At 65.6% G+C, this 13,614-nt stretch carries 15 protein-coding genes; 9 read left to right on the forward strand and 6 right to left on the reverse strand.

Features of this window, described 5'->3' with window-relative positions; genetic code table 11:
- Positions 1-13: 13 nt before the first annotated feature.
- From aat to accB, 3 genes are read right to left on the reverse strand one after another with little or no spacing between them, the layout of a single operon-like run.
- Positions 14-706 (reverse strand): leucyl/phenylalanyl-tRNA--protein transferase, encoded by a 693-nt coding sequence (aat, locus tag ABWP22_RS07345; RefSeq protein ID WP_502951099.1) that lies wholly within the window; start codon positions 704-706, stop codon positions 14-16.
- Between the two features lie 48 nt (positions 707-754).
- A complete protein-coding gene (gene accC, locus ABWP22_RS07350) occupies positions 755-2,143 on the reverse strand; it encodes an acetyl-CoA carboxylase biotin carboxylase subunit (RefSeq protein ID WP_353199304.1) in 1,389 nt (462 codons plus the stop codon).
- Between the two features lie 5 nt (positions 2,144-2,148).
- Entirely contained in the window at positions 2,149-2,658 is a 510-nt protein-coding gene (gene accB, locus ABWP22_RS07355) for an acetyl-CoA carboxylase biotin carboxyl carrier protein (RefSeq protein WP_353199305.1), read from the reverse strand.
- A 182-nt stretch (positions 2,659-2,840) separates the two neighbouring features.
- Between accB and ABWP22_RS07360 the strand changes: the two genes are divergently transcribed.
- From ABWP22_RS07360 to ABWP22_RS07380, 5 genes are read left to right on the forward strand one after another with little or no spacing between them, the layout of a single operon-like run.
- Positions 2,841-3,512 (forward strand): glutathione S-transferase, encoded by a 672-nt coding sequence (locus ABWP22_RS07360; RefSeq protein WP_353199306.1) that lies wholly within the window; start codon positions 2,841-2,843, stop codon positions 3,510-3,512.
- The gene (locus tag ABWP22_RS07365; RefSeq protein ID WP_353199307.1) at positions 3,512-4,252 is read left to right on the forward strand and encodes a DUF1499 domain-containing protein; all 741 of its coding nucleotides are present in this window, start codon (positions 3,512-3,514) and stop codon (positions 4,250-4,252) included. Before ABWP22_RS07360 ends, ABWP22_RS07365 begins: the two co-directional genes overlap by 1 nt.
- On the forward strand, positions 4,249-5,391 hold the full coding sequence (gene dapE, locus ABWP22_RS07370; RefSeq protein WP_353199308.1) for a succinyl-diaminopimelate desuccinylase: 1,143 nt from the start codon (positions 4,249-4,251) through the stop codon (positions 5,389-5,391). Before ABWP22_RS07365 ends, dapE begins: the two co-directional genes overlap by 4 nt.
- Before the next feature lie 22 nt (positions 5,392-5,413).
- On the forward strand, positions 5,414-5,602 hold the full coding sequence (locus ABWP22_RS07375) for a type II toxin-antitoxin system MqsR family toxin (protein WP_353199309.1): 189 nt from the start codon (positions 5,414-5,416) through the stop codon (positions 5,600-5,602).
- On the forward strand, positions 5,595-5,996 hold the full coding sequence (locus ABWP22_RS07380) for a type II TA system antitoxin MqsA family protein (protein WP_353199310.1): 402 nt from the start codon (positions 5,595-5,597) through the stop codon (positions 5,994-5,996). Before ABWP22_RS07375 ends, ABWP22_RS07380 begins: the two co-directional genes overlap by 8 nt.
- Here the strand turns inward: ABWP22_RS07380 and ABWP22_RS07385 are convergent.
- The 3 genes from ABWP22_RS07385 to ABWP22_RS07395 all read right to left on the reverse strand — a co-directional run bounded on the left by ABWP22_RS07385 (position 5,993) and on the right by ABWP22_RS07395 (position 9,240).
- Positions 5,993-6,703, reverse strand: coding sequence for a hypothetical protein (locus tag ABWP22_RS07385; protein WP_353199311.1), 711 nt, complete (start codon positions 6,701-6,703; stop codon positions 5,993-5,995). The genes ABWP22_RS07380 and ABWP22_RS07385 overlap by 4 nt on opposite strands.
- 1 nt (position 6,704) lies before the next feature.
- Positions 6,705-7,892, reverse strand: coding sequence for a toxic anion resistance protein (locus ABWP22_RS07390; protein ID WP_353199312.1), 1,188 nt, complete (start codon positions 7,890-7,892; stop codon positions 6,705-6,707).
- 193 nt (positions 7,893-8,085) lie between these two features.
- The gene (locus ABWP22_RS07395; protein ID WP_353199313.1) at positions 8,086-9,240 is read right to left on the reverse strand and encodes an aromatic ring-hydroxylating oxygenase subunit alpha; all 1,155 of its coding nucleotides are present in this window, start codon (positions 9,238-9,240) and stop codon (positions 8,086-8,088) included.
- Between the two features lie 394 nt (positions 9,241-9,634).
- On the opposite strand from ABWP22_RS07395, the gene ABWP22_RS07400 reads away from it, so the two are divergent.
- The 4 genes from ABWP22_RS07400 (at position 9,635) to ABWP22_RS07415 (ending at position 13,495) form a co-directional block, all read left to right on the forward strand.
- Positions 9,635-10,972, forward strand: coding sequence for an AmpG family muropeptide MFS transporter (locus ABWP22_RS07400; RefSeq protein WP_353199314.1), 1,338 nt, complete (start codon positions 9,635-9,637; stop codon positions 10,970-10,972).
- 70 nt (positions 10,973-11,042) lie between these two features.
- Positions 11,043-11,891: a l-ornithine N(alpha)-acyltransferase gene (olsB, locus tag ABWP22_RS07405; RefSeq protein ID WP_353199315.1), complete on the forward strand. Its 849-nt coding sequence runs from the start codon at positions 11,043-11,045 to the stop codon at positions 11,889-11,891.
- Between the two features lie 43 nt (positions 11,892-11,934).
- Positions 11,935-12,822: a c-type cytochrome gene (locus ABWP22_RS07410; protein WP_353199316.1), complete on the forward strand. Its 888-nt coding sequence runs from the start codon at positions 11,935-11,937 to the stop codon at positions 12,820-12,822.
- A 13-nt stretch (positions 12,823-12,835) separates the two neighbouring features.
- Positions 12,836-13,495 (forward strand): DsbA family oxidoreductase, encoded by a 660-nt coding sequence (locus ABWP22_RS07415; RefSeq protein ID WP_353199317.1) that lies wholly within the window; start codon positions 12,836-12,838, stop codon positions 13,493-13,495.
- Positions 13,496-13,614 lie beyond the last annotated feature (119 nt).

A 13,614-nucleotide genomic window follows, 5' to 3' on the forward strand; every position in this document is an offset into this window, starting at 1 on the left:
TGGAGCACCCGCGCTACGACGTCTGGCTCAAAAGCTGCACGATGCGTTTTCCCGACGGGCCAAAGCCGCGGATCCCGGCGCCGGCATCATCGGCGGCCCAGAAATCCGCCGAACCGGAAACCGCCGCCGCCAACAAACCGCGATAGTCGCGCGCCGAAATCTCCGTGGCCCCAAAGCCGGCCAGGTGGCTGGTCAGGAATTGCGTATCGAGCAACTGGAACCCGCCCAGCCGCAGCCGCGCCACCAGCGCCGCGAGGCAGCATTTGCTGGCATCGCGCACGTTGGTGAACATCGATTCGCCGAAAAACGCCGCGCCCAGCCGCACGCCATAAAGGCCGCCGGCCAGGGCCCCTTCGGGGGTCCACGCCTCCACCGAATGCGCATCACCGCGCTGGTGCAACGCCAGATAGGCTTCGGCAATCAGCGGGTTGATCCAGGTCTCGCTGCGCCCCGGCGCTGCGCGCGCACAGGCGGCGAGCACATCGGCGAAGGCACGATCGACCGTGAAGCGGAAATTCTGCTGCTTCAGCGTCTTGGCGAGGCTGCGCGGCAGATGGAAACCATCCAGCGGCAACACGCCGCGTCGCCGCGGCTCCACCCAGAATACTTCGGTGGCATCGGCGCGCTCGGCCATCGGGAAAATGCCGCTGGCATAGGCGCGCAGCAGCATTTCGGGATCGAGGCGGTTGACGATCGGCCGGCTCACGATGAACAGTTTGCCTTGCGTACGCGGCCAACGCCACCGCCAATGTGATCAGGGGTCGGGCGATCCCGCCGCTTCCGCGGCCTTCGCCGCCAGATCCGCCTTGGCCGCCAACCAGCGTTCCAGCCACTTGATCGAATAATCACCGGCGCGGAAATCCGGATCCTCGATCAGGGCCTGGTGCAGCGGGATGGTGGTTTTCGGGCCATGAATGACGAACTCCTCCAGCGCGCGCCGCAACCGCATCAGGCAATCGTCACGCGTCGCGCCATACACGATCAGCTTGGCGATCAGCGAATCATAATAAGGCGGGATGCGATAGCCATCATAGAGCGCCGAATCGACCCGCACATGCAGGCCGCCGGGCTGGTGGAAATCGGTGACGCGCCCCGGAGACGGCGCAAAGGTCGCCGGATCTTCGGCATTGATGCGGCATTCGATGGCATGGCCTTCGAAATTGATCTGCTCCTGGGTCACGGACAACGGCAGGCCCGATGCGACGCGGATCTGTTCACGCACCAGATCGATGCCGGTGATGGCTTCGGTCACCGGATGTTCGACCTGCAGGCGGGTGTTCATCTCGATGAAGAAGAACTCGCCGTTTTCCCACAGGAATTCGATGGTGCCGGCACCGCGATATTTCAGCTTGGAAATGGCGCCGCGCACCACTTCGCCCATGCGGGCGCGTTCCGCCGCGCCCAGCGCCGGCGACGGGGCCTCTTCCAGCACCTTCTGGTGGCGGCGCTGCAACGAACAATCGCGCTCACCCAGATGGATGGCGCCGCCGTGGCCGTCGCCGAAAATCTGGAATTCGATGTGGCGCGGTTCGGAAAGATATTTCTCGATATAGACGGTGTCGTCACCAAAGGCCGCCTTGGCTTCGGATTTGGCCTGGCTGATCAGGCCGGGCAGGCTGGCGGCATCGGGGATCACCTTCATGCCGCGGCCACCGCCGCCAGACGCGGCCTTGACCAGCACCGGATAACCGATGATCTCGGCCACCGCGAGCGCCTCTTCCATGCTCTCGACCGGCCCATCCGATCCGGGCACCAGCGGCAGGCCGAGCAGCGCGGCGGTGCGCTTGGCCTCCACCTTGTCGCCCATCTTGCGGATATGTTCGGGATCGGGCCCGATCCAGGTGATGCGATGTTCCTGCACGATTTCGGCAAAGCGCGCGTTTTCCGACAGGAAGCCGTAACCGGGGTGGATGGCATCGGCCTGGGCAATCTCGGCGGCCGAAATGATCGCCGGGATGTTCAGATAGGATTCGGCGGCCGATGGCGGCCCGATGCAGATGGCTTCATCGGCCAGCCGCACGTGCATGGCATCGGCATCGGCCGTGCTGTGCACGGCGACGGTGCGGATACCCATTTCCCGGCAGGCGCGGTGCACGCGCAGCGCGATTTCGCCCCGGTTGGCGATCAGGACCTTCTTGAACACCGGCGTCACTCGATGATCAGCAAGGGCTGGTCATACTCCACCGGCTGTTCGGATTTCACCATGATCGATCGCACGGTGCCGGCGCGCGGCGCCGTGATCGGGTTCATCACCTTCATGGCTTCGATGATCAGCAGTGTGTCGCCCACCTTCACGGTGGCCCCTTCCGATACGAACGCCGCAGCGCCCGGTTCCGGCGTGAGGTACGCGGTGCCGACGATCGGCGATTTCACCACGCCGGGATGATTGCGCAGATCGTCGCCCGCCGAAGACGCCGGGGTGGACGCAGCCGAAGTGGGCGGCGGCGGGGCCGGCCAGCCGCCAGCAGGCGGCGCGGGCGCATAGGCCGGCGCATATTGCGGCGCAGCGGTCACGCTGACCGGTGCGGCAGCGCGCACGACGCGGATCACCCGCTCGCCATCCTGCACTTCAATCTCGGTCAGGTTGTTGGCGTCGAGCAGCTCGGCCAGTTCGCGCACAAGGCCGGTGTCCACGACGATTCCCGTATTGTCAGGCATGTTGATCCCGTCTGTTGCCCCAAAATCCCCTGTTCCTTGCCGCAAAGCCGCCGCCGCGTCCAGCGCCAGCGCAACTGCGCTTGCGCGGGAGCCGGCAAATGCCGCCCGCAGACGCCAGCGGGTTGCCGGCATGAACCGATTGCGCGATGGTTGCGGCCATCCAGAAACGGGGGCTGCACTCCATGAAGATCATCATCGGCAATCGCACCTATTCCAGTTGGTCGATGCGCGGCTGGCTCGCCGCGCGGCAATCGCTGCTGCCGTTCGAAACCGAACTCAGGGTGATGGATTCGCCCGCCTGGATTTCCGGCGAGGCCAAGCATGACATGCCATCGGGCAAGGTGCCGGTGCTGTGGGATCATGGCGAAGCGGTGTGGGATTCGCTGGCCATCATCCTCTATCTCGCCGACAAGGCCGGGCACGACCGGTTCTGGCCGCGTGAACCGCGGGCGCGGGCGCTAGCCTATTCCATGTGCGCCGAAATGCACAGCGGCTTTGCCCCGCTGCGCAGCAACTGCCCGATGGACCTGCAACATCATTTCCCGGATTTCGTCGCCCCGGCCGATGTGCAGGCCGATGTGCGCCGCCTGGAGGCCTTGTGGGAGGAAGCGCTGGCGCGTTTTGGTGCCGACACTGGCGAACCCTGGCTGTTCGGCCGCTTCAGCGCCGCCGACATCATGTTCGCGCCCACCTGCACCCGCATCGATTCCTATCATCTGAAGGTGGGCGCGACCGCGCGCGCCTATGTGGACCGCGTGCTCGAACACCCGTTCGTGGTCGAGTGGCGCGATGCCGCAATGGCAGAGGATTACAACTTCACCCGCTATGATGTGCCGGGCGGGGTGCGGCGCTGATGGCCGATGCGGCCGGCGCCAGATCGGGTTTTTCCGCCAACATCGCCCGCGCCACGTTGGCCGCGGCGCTGCTGGTGCTGCTGGCCGGGCCGCTGCACCGGTATGACGTGCTGGGCTGGCAGGCGGCGCTGGGCCTGTTTGTCATGGCGGCGCTGCTGTCCGGCATCGGCGCGATCTGGTGCCTGGTGCAGTTGCTGCGCCGGCGTGGCGGCACGGTCACGGTGGTGGCCGCGGCAGTCGGCTTTGCGGCGGTAGCGGCCGCCCTTGCGCTGGCGGTGGCCGGCAGTGACAAGCCGCCGATCAACGACATCAGCACCGACACGCTCGACCCGCCGGTCTTTGCGGCGATCAATGGCGATATCCGGGGTGAGGATGTGACGCCGATCGGTTACAACCCGGCCTTCGCGGCGCAACAGGCCCGCGCCTATCCCGACATCCGCCCGCTGGATCTGCCGGTGCCGCGTCCCCAAGCCTATGATCTGGCGCTGGCGGCATGCGACAAGGATTGGCAGATCATCGCTGCGGACCGCGCCGCCGGCCGCATCGAAGCGGTCGCGCGCGTCGCCTGGTGGGGCTTTCGCGACGATGTGGTGATCCGGCTCTCCGCGACTGCCACCGGCACCCGCATCGATGTGCGATCGAAATCCCGCGTGGGGGAAGGCGATCTCGGCGTCAATGCACGGCGCATCGCCGCCTATCTTGACCGGCTGGCGGTGTTGATGCGCAAGGCCGGGCCATGATCGATCCGATTGCGCTCACCCAAGCCCTGATCCGCTGCCCCAGTGTGACGCCGGCCGATGCCGGCGCGCTGGATGTGCTGGAAACTGCGCTCAGCGGGCTGGGCTTTGCCTGCACGCGGCTGCCATTCGGCCATCCGCCCGATGGCCCGATCGACAATCTGTTCGCCACCATATCGGGATCTTCAGGCCCGCATTTTGCCTTCGCCGGCCACAGCGACGTGGTGCCGGCCGGCGATCTGGCCGGCTGGAGCCTGGGCCCCTTCGCGGGCGAAGTGCGCGACGGCTTCGTCGTCGGCCGCGGCGCCGCCGACATGAAGGGCGCGCTGGCCGCGATGGTCGCCGCCTGCGCGCAGCATCTGGCCAACGGCCCCCCCAAGGGCCGCATCAGCCTGATCATCACCGGCGACGAAGAAGGCCCCGCCACCTTCGGCACCAACATGATGCTGGATTGGCTGGAGGCCAATGATCTGGTGCCCGATCTGTGCCTGGTGGGCGAACCCACCAGCCAGGCGCGGCTGGGCGACATGATGAAGATCGGCCGGCGCGGCAGCCTGAATGCCTGGATCACGGTCAACGGCGCGCAAGGCCATGTCGCCTACCCGCAGCGCGCGTCGAACCCGATCACGCCGCTGGTGACCATCCTCGCCGAATTGAAGGCGCGGGTGCTGGATGAAGGCAACGCCTGGTTCCAGGCCAGCAATCTGGAAATCACCGATATCAATGTCGGCAACGCGGCCACCAACGTCATCCCCGCCCAGGCCCGCGCGCGCGTGAACATCCGGTTCAACAACGAACACACCGGCGCGTCCCTGTCCGACTGGATAAGCCGCACCGTCGCCGTCCACGCCGCGGCCAATCATGTCGAGGTGAAGATCTCAGGCGAAGCCTTCCTGACCGAACCCGGCCCGCTGTCGTCGCTGGTCGCCGATGCCATTGCGCAGGTCACGGGCCAATCGCCCGACCTGTCCACCACCGGCGGCACCAGCGACGCCCGCTTCATCCGCCGCCTGTGCCCGGTCGTCGAATTCGGCCTGCCGGGCCTTTCCATGCACAAGGTGGATGAGCAGGCGGCGGTGGCCGACGTGGAGGGGCTGACGGCAATCTATGCGGCCGTGCTGGCGCGGGCGTTGCCCTTTTAACCCTCAAGGTGTATCAGATCGCATGATCAAACGCCGCCCGCACCATGATCTGCAGGCGGTGAAAGCGAAGTTCGCCAGCATGGCGACACTGGAAATCACCCGGACCGCAGTCTTTGCCGCCCGCAACCTGGGCTTCGGGTTGGCGGATATCGTGGATGTTGTGCAAGCACTCGAACCGGGCGATTTCATCAGAAACGCGGCCAATGACTGAAGAACGGATCCATCCGCAGACCGGCAAGCTGCTGCGGCGCGGCGTGCGGGTGCAGACCATCCGGTTCGGGGCCTTCGCCCGCGGCATTGATGTTCCCGGCTGGTATCCGGACGATGACAGCGATGCCCTGTTCAGCGGCACCGATCTGACTGAAAGTGATCGTATCTACCACGAACTGAAGACGGCCTATGCCGCCCATGTCCGGCGCGTGCGCAAGCAACTGGGCCTCACGCAGGAAGAAGCGGGTCGCCTGATCGGCGGCGGCCGGCGCGCGTTCCAGAAATACGAAAGTGGGTTGATGGCACCAAGCGACGCGGCCATCGGCCTGATCGAAATTCTCGCCCGCAATCCGCAGGAAGTCGAAACCTTGAAAGCGCTGCGCGAGGCCGCCTAACCCTGCCCCTCGCCATAGCGCGCTTCCAGGAAGCGGCCCTGCACGCGCAGGCCATCACGATCCGATTCCGCCAGCAGCGCCGACGCGCGCGCCAGTTCGGCTTCCACCGTCTTCAGGCCGTCGACCACCGTGGCTTCGGGCGTGCGGCCATCATGTTCCACCACATTGGCGCGCTGGATCGGCGGGATGCGGGTATAACGGTCGACCAGTTCGGGCAGATGGCTGCCGAGCAGCCGGCCGATATCCTGCGCCACCGGATGATCGGCGGGCACGCGCGCCAATTGGGTTTCCAGCGCCGCCAGTTGCACGGCAATGCCATCCAGTTGCGGCGCCGCCAGCCGCGGCAACTGCCGGCGCTGCTTGTCCAGCAAGGCCTCGGTGATGCCGGGCAGTTCCGCCGGGGTCGCCTTGTCGATCTTGTCGACATCCGGGCCGCCGAGCGGCAGCAGCATGCCGGCAATGCCAGCCATCGGCAGCAGCACAAGCGCCAGCAGAAACAGCCCGATGCCGGCGCCGCCCGCCGTCCAACCATAGACGATGAAGGCCAGCAGCGAAGCCAGAAACGCGAAGAAGCCGCGCGTCACCCGCTTGGCCATGTTGGCCTTGCGCTTTTCCCAGCGGCGGTTGCGCGCCATCTGCTGGGCTTCGGCGCGCGCCAGCCGGCGCCGCCGCACGTCGGCCTCGTTCACCGGGGCGCCAATCGCCATGTCAGCTCAGCGCCGTCAGGCTGCTTTGCGGGCCGGCGATCTGGGCTTCGGCCTGGCCCTGCGCACGCGCCACATAGGCCCGGCTCTTCTCCACCTCGATGCTCAGCGTATCGACCGTGGTCTTCATCGCTTCCAGCGATTTCAGCTTGAACGTGTCGATGGCGTCCATCGTCTGATAGACATTCTGGAAGGCGCGTTGCAGCGTTTCCACCGGAATGGTGGCGCTGGCCGCCTGCTCGTGGATGCTGGCGGTATTGTTCTTCAACAGCTCGCCGGTTGAATCGATGATGCCGGCGGTGGTGGCATTCAGCGACGTGATCTGTTCCAGCACCAGTTTCTGGTTGGTCATCGCTTCGGCCACGGTGACGGCGGTGCGCAAGGCCGAAACGGTGGTGGTGCTGGCGCGATCGACACCCTTCATCAGCTCGACATTGTTCTTCTTCACCAGATCGAGCGCCAGATAGCCCTGCACCGACACGGCCAATTGCGTCAGCAGATCCTGCGTGCGCTGCCGCACATAGAAGAGCGCGCTTTCGCGCAGCGCCTTGGCCTTGGCCGGATCGCTCACATCAAGTTCGGCGGCCTTTTCCTCAAGCCGGCTGTCGAGCACCTTGGACATGTGGACCATCTGTTCCAGCTTGCCCATCGCGTCCCACAGCTTGGCGCGCTCGTCCTCGACGGCGATATTGTCTTTCAGCAATTCGTCCTTACCGCTTTTCAGCGCACCCAGGATGGCATTGATATTGCCCTGCGCGCTCTTGTAGCTGTCGAAATAGCTGCGCAGCTTGTCACCGCCAAACGGGATCAGGCCAAAGAGTTTCTTGCGGCCGGTCAATTTGCCGGATTTGCCAGGATCGAGATCCTCGACGATCTTGCGCAGCTGCACCAGATCGGCGCCGATCCCCGTCTCCTTGTTGATCGCGCGTGTCGGCCGTTCGAGAAAGCGGTTGGATTGCGCGGCGGCGCGGGCGATTTCGGTGGCACCCAGATTGGCCAGCGCATCGACCTTCTTGCCGAATTCCGGGCTGGAGGCGTCGGTGGCGATCAGATCATCGATGAAACTGTCCACCTTGGCATCGAGCGCCGCGCGCTCCTGATCCTTGAGGGGCACCAGCCCGGCGGCGCGGGTCGGCGCGATGGCGCTCACCGCAACGGGGGCTTCCAGCTTGATGGCGACTTCGTCCGACATGCATATCCTCTTGCGTGGCTGCGCCGGCTTAACGGGGCCTGCCCCCCATTTCCATTGCGCCTGCCTACTGTGTTAGGATTGCGACACGCATTTGCAAGGGGGAAGCTTGTATCCCGCCTAAAAAGACTCCGTCATGCTGAACATGTTTGGCATCGCCGGACTGCGGCTCAGCGTGTCGCGCACGATTGCAGGATCACGCCATCAAGCCTGCCAGCGTGTCATGCAGCGTGCCGATGCCCTGCTCCATGCCGCCAATGAGGATATGATCCACCGCGCCCGACATCAGCCCTTCCTGGCCCAGCGCGGCGGCGCGAAAATCTTCGGAACCGAACACCGCGCCATCCAGCAGCGCCCAGCTTTTCGCCCAGTGCCGCTCGGCTTTCTCGTCCCGCGGTGGTTCGGGGATCAGCATGAAATCCTCCACCCAGGTTTCCCCAACCCCGCGCGGCATCACCACCATGATGTTGATATAATCCGGGCTGGCGACGATCACCGTGCCCGGCGTCAACGTGTAGGTGAAGGTCATCGTGCGGCGCAGATCGCGCATGTCATCAAGGTCCATGCCGTCCAGCGCCGAAAGCCGGGCGACGGCGCTGCGCTGGTGCGGGCCGATGCGATCGCCCGTGGTCACGCCATCCTGGAAATAGGGCGCGATGGTGTTGGCGTGGAGGCGCAGCACATGATAGGATTCCAGGAAGGCGTCCATGATCAGCTTCCAGTTCGCCGCCACCTTGTGGGTGCGCCGGGCATAAAGATGCTGTTCCGGAAAACCGATGGCGCTGAAATCCGCCGCCAGCGGCCCGGCGGCCAGGCTGAAATCCGGCGCGGCATCACGGTCCAGCCCCACCCAGATCAACCCGCCGGCTTCCACACTCGGCATCTCGATCAGGCCGCGCGTGCCCTTGTCCAGCCCGGCGAAACTTTCCGGGCGCGGCAGGCCCTTCAACATGCCGTCCGTGCCATAGCTCCAGGCGTGATAGGGGCAGACCAGAGCGGGCGATTTGACCAGATCACAGCCCTCGACCAGCCGCGTGCCGCGATGGCGGCAGACGTTCATGAACACCCTGGCCACACCCTTGCCATCGCGGGCGATCAGCAGCGGCAGGCCAAAGCCATCATGCGGCACCGCCATGTTGGGCTGCGGCAGCAGGGCGGACGGCGCGATCACCACGGGCAGCCGCTTGAACACCCTGGCCCATTCGGCGGCGAAGTGATCGGGGCTGGTATAGGCGCTGGCCGGAATCTCCCGCATCACGCCACTGGCGGGCCGTCCCGCGGCGGCCGGAATCCCGGCCGCCAGCGCCCGCTGGCCGGGCGTGGGGTGCCGATGTGCGAAGGGAATATCCATGGCCGATATGCTACGCCAATCGCGCGCGCATGCAACTTCGCGTCGAATATTTTCAAGATGGCTATTTTCAAGATGGCGATTTTGCAGCTTCATCCGTCAATCAATCGATGTGGCGCAGCAGGGCATGAGGCTCGGCCTTCAACTGCACGGTCCGCAGCCTTGCCGATGTCGCCGACAGGCCTGTCCTACAGGCCCCGGTTTGGGTTAGACTGTGCGCCCGGATGGGTTGCAGGCCGGGCCGTTGAACGCTTCAAGATATATCTTGTTCAGCATCAAAACGTCGAAAAAGCGGAACCTTTGTAACTTTGTAAATAACAATCAGACCTCGCTGCCCCACCCAGCCGAAAATATTTCGCACCATTGACAGCCCACAAGCCCACGCCAAGGTGCCGCCATGACCCAGCCTGCCAACGCCTCATTCCTTGCCGCGATCAAACCCTATTTCGAGGCCGGGCCACTGGGCGCGCTGGCGCTCGGGATGGCATCCGGCACGCCCTACACGATGATCGCCTCCACACTGACCACGCGGCTGGCGGAAAGCGGCATCGAGAAGAAATCGGTGACGGCGTTCGGCCTGGCGTTGCTGGTCTACAGCTTCAAGCCGCTGTGGGCGCCGCTGATCGATCGGGCGCGGATTCCGCTGCTGGCAAGCCTGATCGGGCAGCGGCGGGCGTGGCTGGTGGTGGCGATCATCATGGCCAGCGCCGCCATCGCCTGGCTGGGCGCACTCGATCCGGCGGCGGATATTGCACTGTTTGCCGCCGCAGCCGTGGCGGTGGGCTTTGCCGGGGCGACGCTGGACATCGTGATCGATGCCATCCGCATCGAATGGCTGCGCAGCGATCAGATGGGTGCTGGTTCCGGGATGACGCAATATGGCTGGCGCATGGGCAGCTATATCGCCGGTGCCGGCGCGCTGCTGCTGGCCAGCAATGGCGGCGGCGAAAGCAATTGGGGCCTGGCCTATCTGGCGGCGATCATCCTGTTCCTGCCCTCGCTGGTCGCCGCCGCGCTGCTCGGCGAGCCCAATCGTCCGCCGGCCATCCCATCCGGCAAGGGCTTTTCTGCGCTGGTGAAGGACAGCATCGTCGCGCCGCTTGCCGATTTCCTTGGCCGCAAGGGGGCGTGGATCGTCCTGGCCTTCGTGCTGGTGCACAAGATCGGCGATACCGTCTGCCAACTTTCGGTGCGGCTGTTCTACAATGACATGGGCTTCACCAAGGCTGAAGTGGCCTATTACGACGTGTCACTGGGCCTGATCGGCTATCTGGCCGGCGTGTTCCTGGGCGGCCTGCTCTACAAGCGGCTGGGGCTGGCCGGATCGGTATTCCTGTCGTTGCTGCTGATGGGCGTGTCCAACGCCGCCTATGCCGGCCTGGCCATCATCGGCCATGATGTGTGGGCGCTGGCGGCGGTGCAGGGCTTTGAAAACCTCGCCAGCGGCATCGGCGGGGTGACGGTGGGGGCGTGGCTGTCGCTGCTGTGCGATCGGCGCTTCACGGCGACGCAGTTTGCGCTTTTGTCATCTGCCGCCGCCATATTGGGCCGGGCCTTCTCGTCCGGCACCGCGGGCGCGCTGATCGAAAGCCTGGGCTATGTCGATTTCTATTGGCTGACCACGGCCTTGGCCTTGCCCGGCGTGTTGATCTTCGTCTGGCTCTGGCGGGCCGGGCTGGTGGTGGCTGATGACAATGCCGCCAGCGATGGCAACCCGATTGCAACCCGCGTGTAATCAATCATGCACAAGCCTGTCATATGACAGGGCTATGGCAGGAAGTCCGCCGCTTTGGAGCAGCCCGCCAATGCTTGCCCAGTCTCTTGCCCGTTCTCGCGCCACTGAAGTTGCCCCAGCCATCATCGCCCGTGCGCCGGCCATCCACCGCGCCGGTCTGCTCGATGTGCGGCTGGCCGCCAGCGAGGCAGAAATCGCCGCCGCCCAGGCGCTGCGCTACGAAATCTTCTACGACGAGATGGGCGCCCAGCCCTCCGCCGCCATGGCCCGCCAGCGCCGCGACATCGATGCCTATGATGCGGTGTGCGATCATCTGCTGGTGATCGATCATGCCGACAGCAGCCGGCCGCGGGTGGTGGGCACCTATCGCCTGCTGCGCCAGGATGTGGCGCAAGCCAATGGCGGATTCTACTCGGCCGGCGAATATGATCTGTCGCGCCTGATCGCGCAGTCGACGCCGAGCCAGCAGTTGCTGGAACTGGGCCGCAGCTGCGTCGCGCCGGAATGGCGCACGGCTGCCACCATCTCCCTGCTGTGGCGCGGCATCGCGTCTTACCTGGCGCAGCACAAGATCGGTCACTTGTTCGGCTGCGCTTCGCTGCACGGTGCGGATCCGCACCTGCATGCTGCCGAATTGTCCTACCTCTATCACCATCATCTCGCGCCGCCGGAACTGCGCGCCACCGCGCTGCCGCCGTACCGGGTTGATATGAACCGGCTGCCCGCCGCCGCCATCGACACCCGCGCCGCCGCCCGCGCGCTGCCGCCGCTGGTAAAGGGCTATCTGCGCGTTGGTGCGATGGTCGGCGACGGCGGCTTTGTCGATCGGCAGTTCAACACAGTCGATGTGTTCGTGGTGATGCCGGTCGATCGCATCACCAGCCGCTATGCCGAACGCTTTGGCGCAGCCAACGATTGAGAGGGTTTTCCTACGGCCTGCTGGTCATGCTAGCGTTCGCGGCATGAAGGCTCGATTGTTCATCGCCGTTGCCGCCGCTCTCCTGCTTGCAGGGCAGGCGCCGGCGCCCACCGTCCCGGATGAAGCCGCCATCCCCGCTGGCCCGGCCGGCGATGCCATAAGGCGCGGGCTGGCGATCTTCACCGACACGCGCGCCGCCGCACCGCAACACGCCGGCAACCAGTTGCGCTGCGCCAATTGCCACCTTGATGCCGGCCGCACCGCCGGTGCCGCGCCGCTGTGGGCGGCCTATGGCAATTTCCCGGCCTTTCGCGAGAAGAACGGCCGCATGAACAGCTTTGAAAAGCGGGTGCAGGATTGCTTCATCTATTCGATGAACGCCGCGCCGCCGCCGATGGGTGGCGAAGTGCTGCTGGCGGTGTCCGCCTATGCCGCCTGGCTGGCGCAGGGCCAGCGCATCGGCGTGTCGCCGCCGGGACGCAGCTTTCCGGCGATTGCCGCGCCGGCCACGCCGCCCGACGATACGCGGGGCCGAGCGTTGTTTGCCGAACATTGTGCATCCTGCCACGGCGAAACCGGCCAGGGGCTGATCGAGGGCGCCACGGTGGTCAATCCGCCGCTTTGGGGGCCAAACAGCTATAATTGGGGGGCCGGTATGGCGCAGGTGGACAAGGCCGCCCCGTTCATTCGCGCCAACATGCCGCTGGGCAGTGGCGGCAGCTTGAGCGTCCAGCAAGCCTGGGACATCGCCTGGTTCATCGACGGCCAGGTCCGCCCGCAAGATCCGCGCTTTGCCGGCGACCCGGCCGCCACGCGCACCGCGCATCACAACCGGCCGTGGAGCCGCTATGGCACGCAGGTTGCCGGCCGCATACTCGGCGACCCCACCGCCACGCCGCCGCACCATACGCCCGCCGGGCATGATTTCTGAAAGGCCTGCCGACATGAACCAGCCTGCGCCGCTCCGCATCGATTTCGTTTCCGACATCGTCTGCCCGTGGTGCGTGATCGGCATGAAGGCGCTGGAACAGGCGCTGGCCAATCTCGATGGCGAGGTGGCGGCCGATTGGCATTTCCACCCGTTCGAACTTAACCCCGGCATGGCGCCGGAAGGCGAGAACAGCGCCGACCATATCGCCCGCAAATATGGCCGCCCGCCCGAAGAGGGCGCGGCCGCGCGCAGCCACATCAAGTCCATGGGCGAACAACTCGGCTTCACCTTCAAGGGCGGGCCGGATTCGATGATCTGGAATACAAAGGATTGCCACCGCCTGCTGCACTGGGCGGAGCGCGCCGGGAAAGCCCACGCGCTGAAGACCGCGCTGTTCGAAGCGCATTTCACCCGCGGCGAGCCGCTGAACGACCCGGAAACCCTGATCGCGGCGGCAAGCGCCGTGGGCCTCGATGCCAGTGCCGCCCGCGACGTCCTCACCTCCGACCGCTACGCCGACGAAGTCCGCGCCGATCAGGCGTATTGGCGCGAGGAACAGGATATCCACGCCGTGCCGGCCATCATCTTCAACGGCAAATACGCCATCATGGGCGGCCAGCCGGCGGCGACGTTCGAGAAGGTGATCCGGCGGATCGTCGCGGGCGAGGTTTAGGCGCAATTGCGTTCAAGTTGAACCGCCCTACGCCCGCCCTGCAAGGGAGAGGGAGCCAACCACTTCAATCAACTCGACGCGCCACCCCGTTCCCGGGCCGGCTGCCCCGTCTCTCGACC

The sequence above is a fragment of the Sandarakinorhabdus sp. genome, from assembly GCF_040398665.1.
GTDB lineage: Bacteria > Pseudomonadota > Alphaproteobacteria > Sphingomonadales > Sphingomonadaceae > Sandarakinorhabdus.

Coding starts and splice junctions, on each gene's coding strand:
- ABWP22_RS07390 (WP_353199312.1), bottom strand. CDS start 7,892: ATGTCGGACGAAGTCGCCATCAAGCTGGAAGCCCCCGTTGCGGTGAGC.
- ABWP22_RS07385 (WP_353199311.1), bottom strand. CDS start 6,703: ATGGCGATTGGCGCCCCGGTGAACGAGGCCGACGTGCGGCGGCGCCGG.
- ABWP22_RS07375 (WP_353199309.1), top strand. CDS start 5,414: ATGATCAAACGCCGCCCGCACCATGATCTGCAGGCGGTGAAAGCGAAG.
- olsB (WP_353199315.1), top strand. CDS start 11,043: ATGCTTGCCCAGTCTCTTGCCCGTTCTCGCGCCACTGAAGTTGCCCCA.
- ABWP22_RS07400 (WP_353199314.1), top strand. CDS start 9,635: ATGACCCAGCCTGCCAACGCCTCATTCCTTGCCGCGATCAAACCCTAT.
- ABWP22_RS07380 (WP_353199310.1), top strand. CDS start 5,595: ATGACTGAAGAACGGATCCATCCGCAGACCGGCAAGCTGCTGCGGCGC.
- ABWP22_RS07395 (WP_353199313.1), bottom strand. CDS start 9,240: ATGGATATTCCCTTCGCACATCGGCACCCCACGCCCGGCCAGCGGGCG.
- ABWP22_RS07415 (WP_353199317.1), top strand. CDS start 12,836: ATGAACCAGCCTGCGCCGCTCCGCATCGATTTCGTTTCCGACATCGTC.
- ABWP22_RS07410 (WP_353199316.1), top strand. CDS start 11,935: ATGAAGGCTCGATTGTTCATCGCCGTTGCCGCCGCTCTCCTGCTTGCA.
- ABWP22_RS07360 (WP_353199306.1), top strand. CDS start 2,841: ATGAAGATCATCATCGGCAATCGCACCTATTCCAGTTGGTCGATGCGC.
- dapE (WP_353199308.1), top strand. CDS start 4,249: ATGATCGATCCGATTGCGCTCACCCAAGCCCTGATCCGCTGCCCCAGT.
- ABWP22_RS07365 (WP_353199307.1), top strand. CDS start 3,512: ATGGCCGATGCGGCCGGCGCCAGATCGGGTTTTTCCGCCAACATCGCC.
- accB (WP_353199305.1), bottom strand. CDS start 2,658: ATGCCTGACAATACGGGAATCGTCGTGGACACCGGCCTTGTGCGCGAA.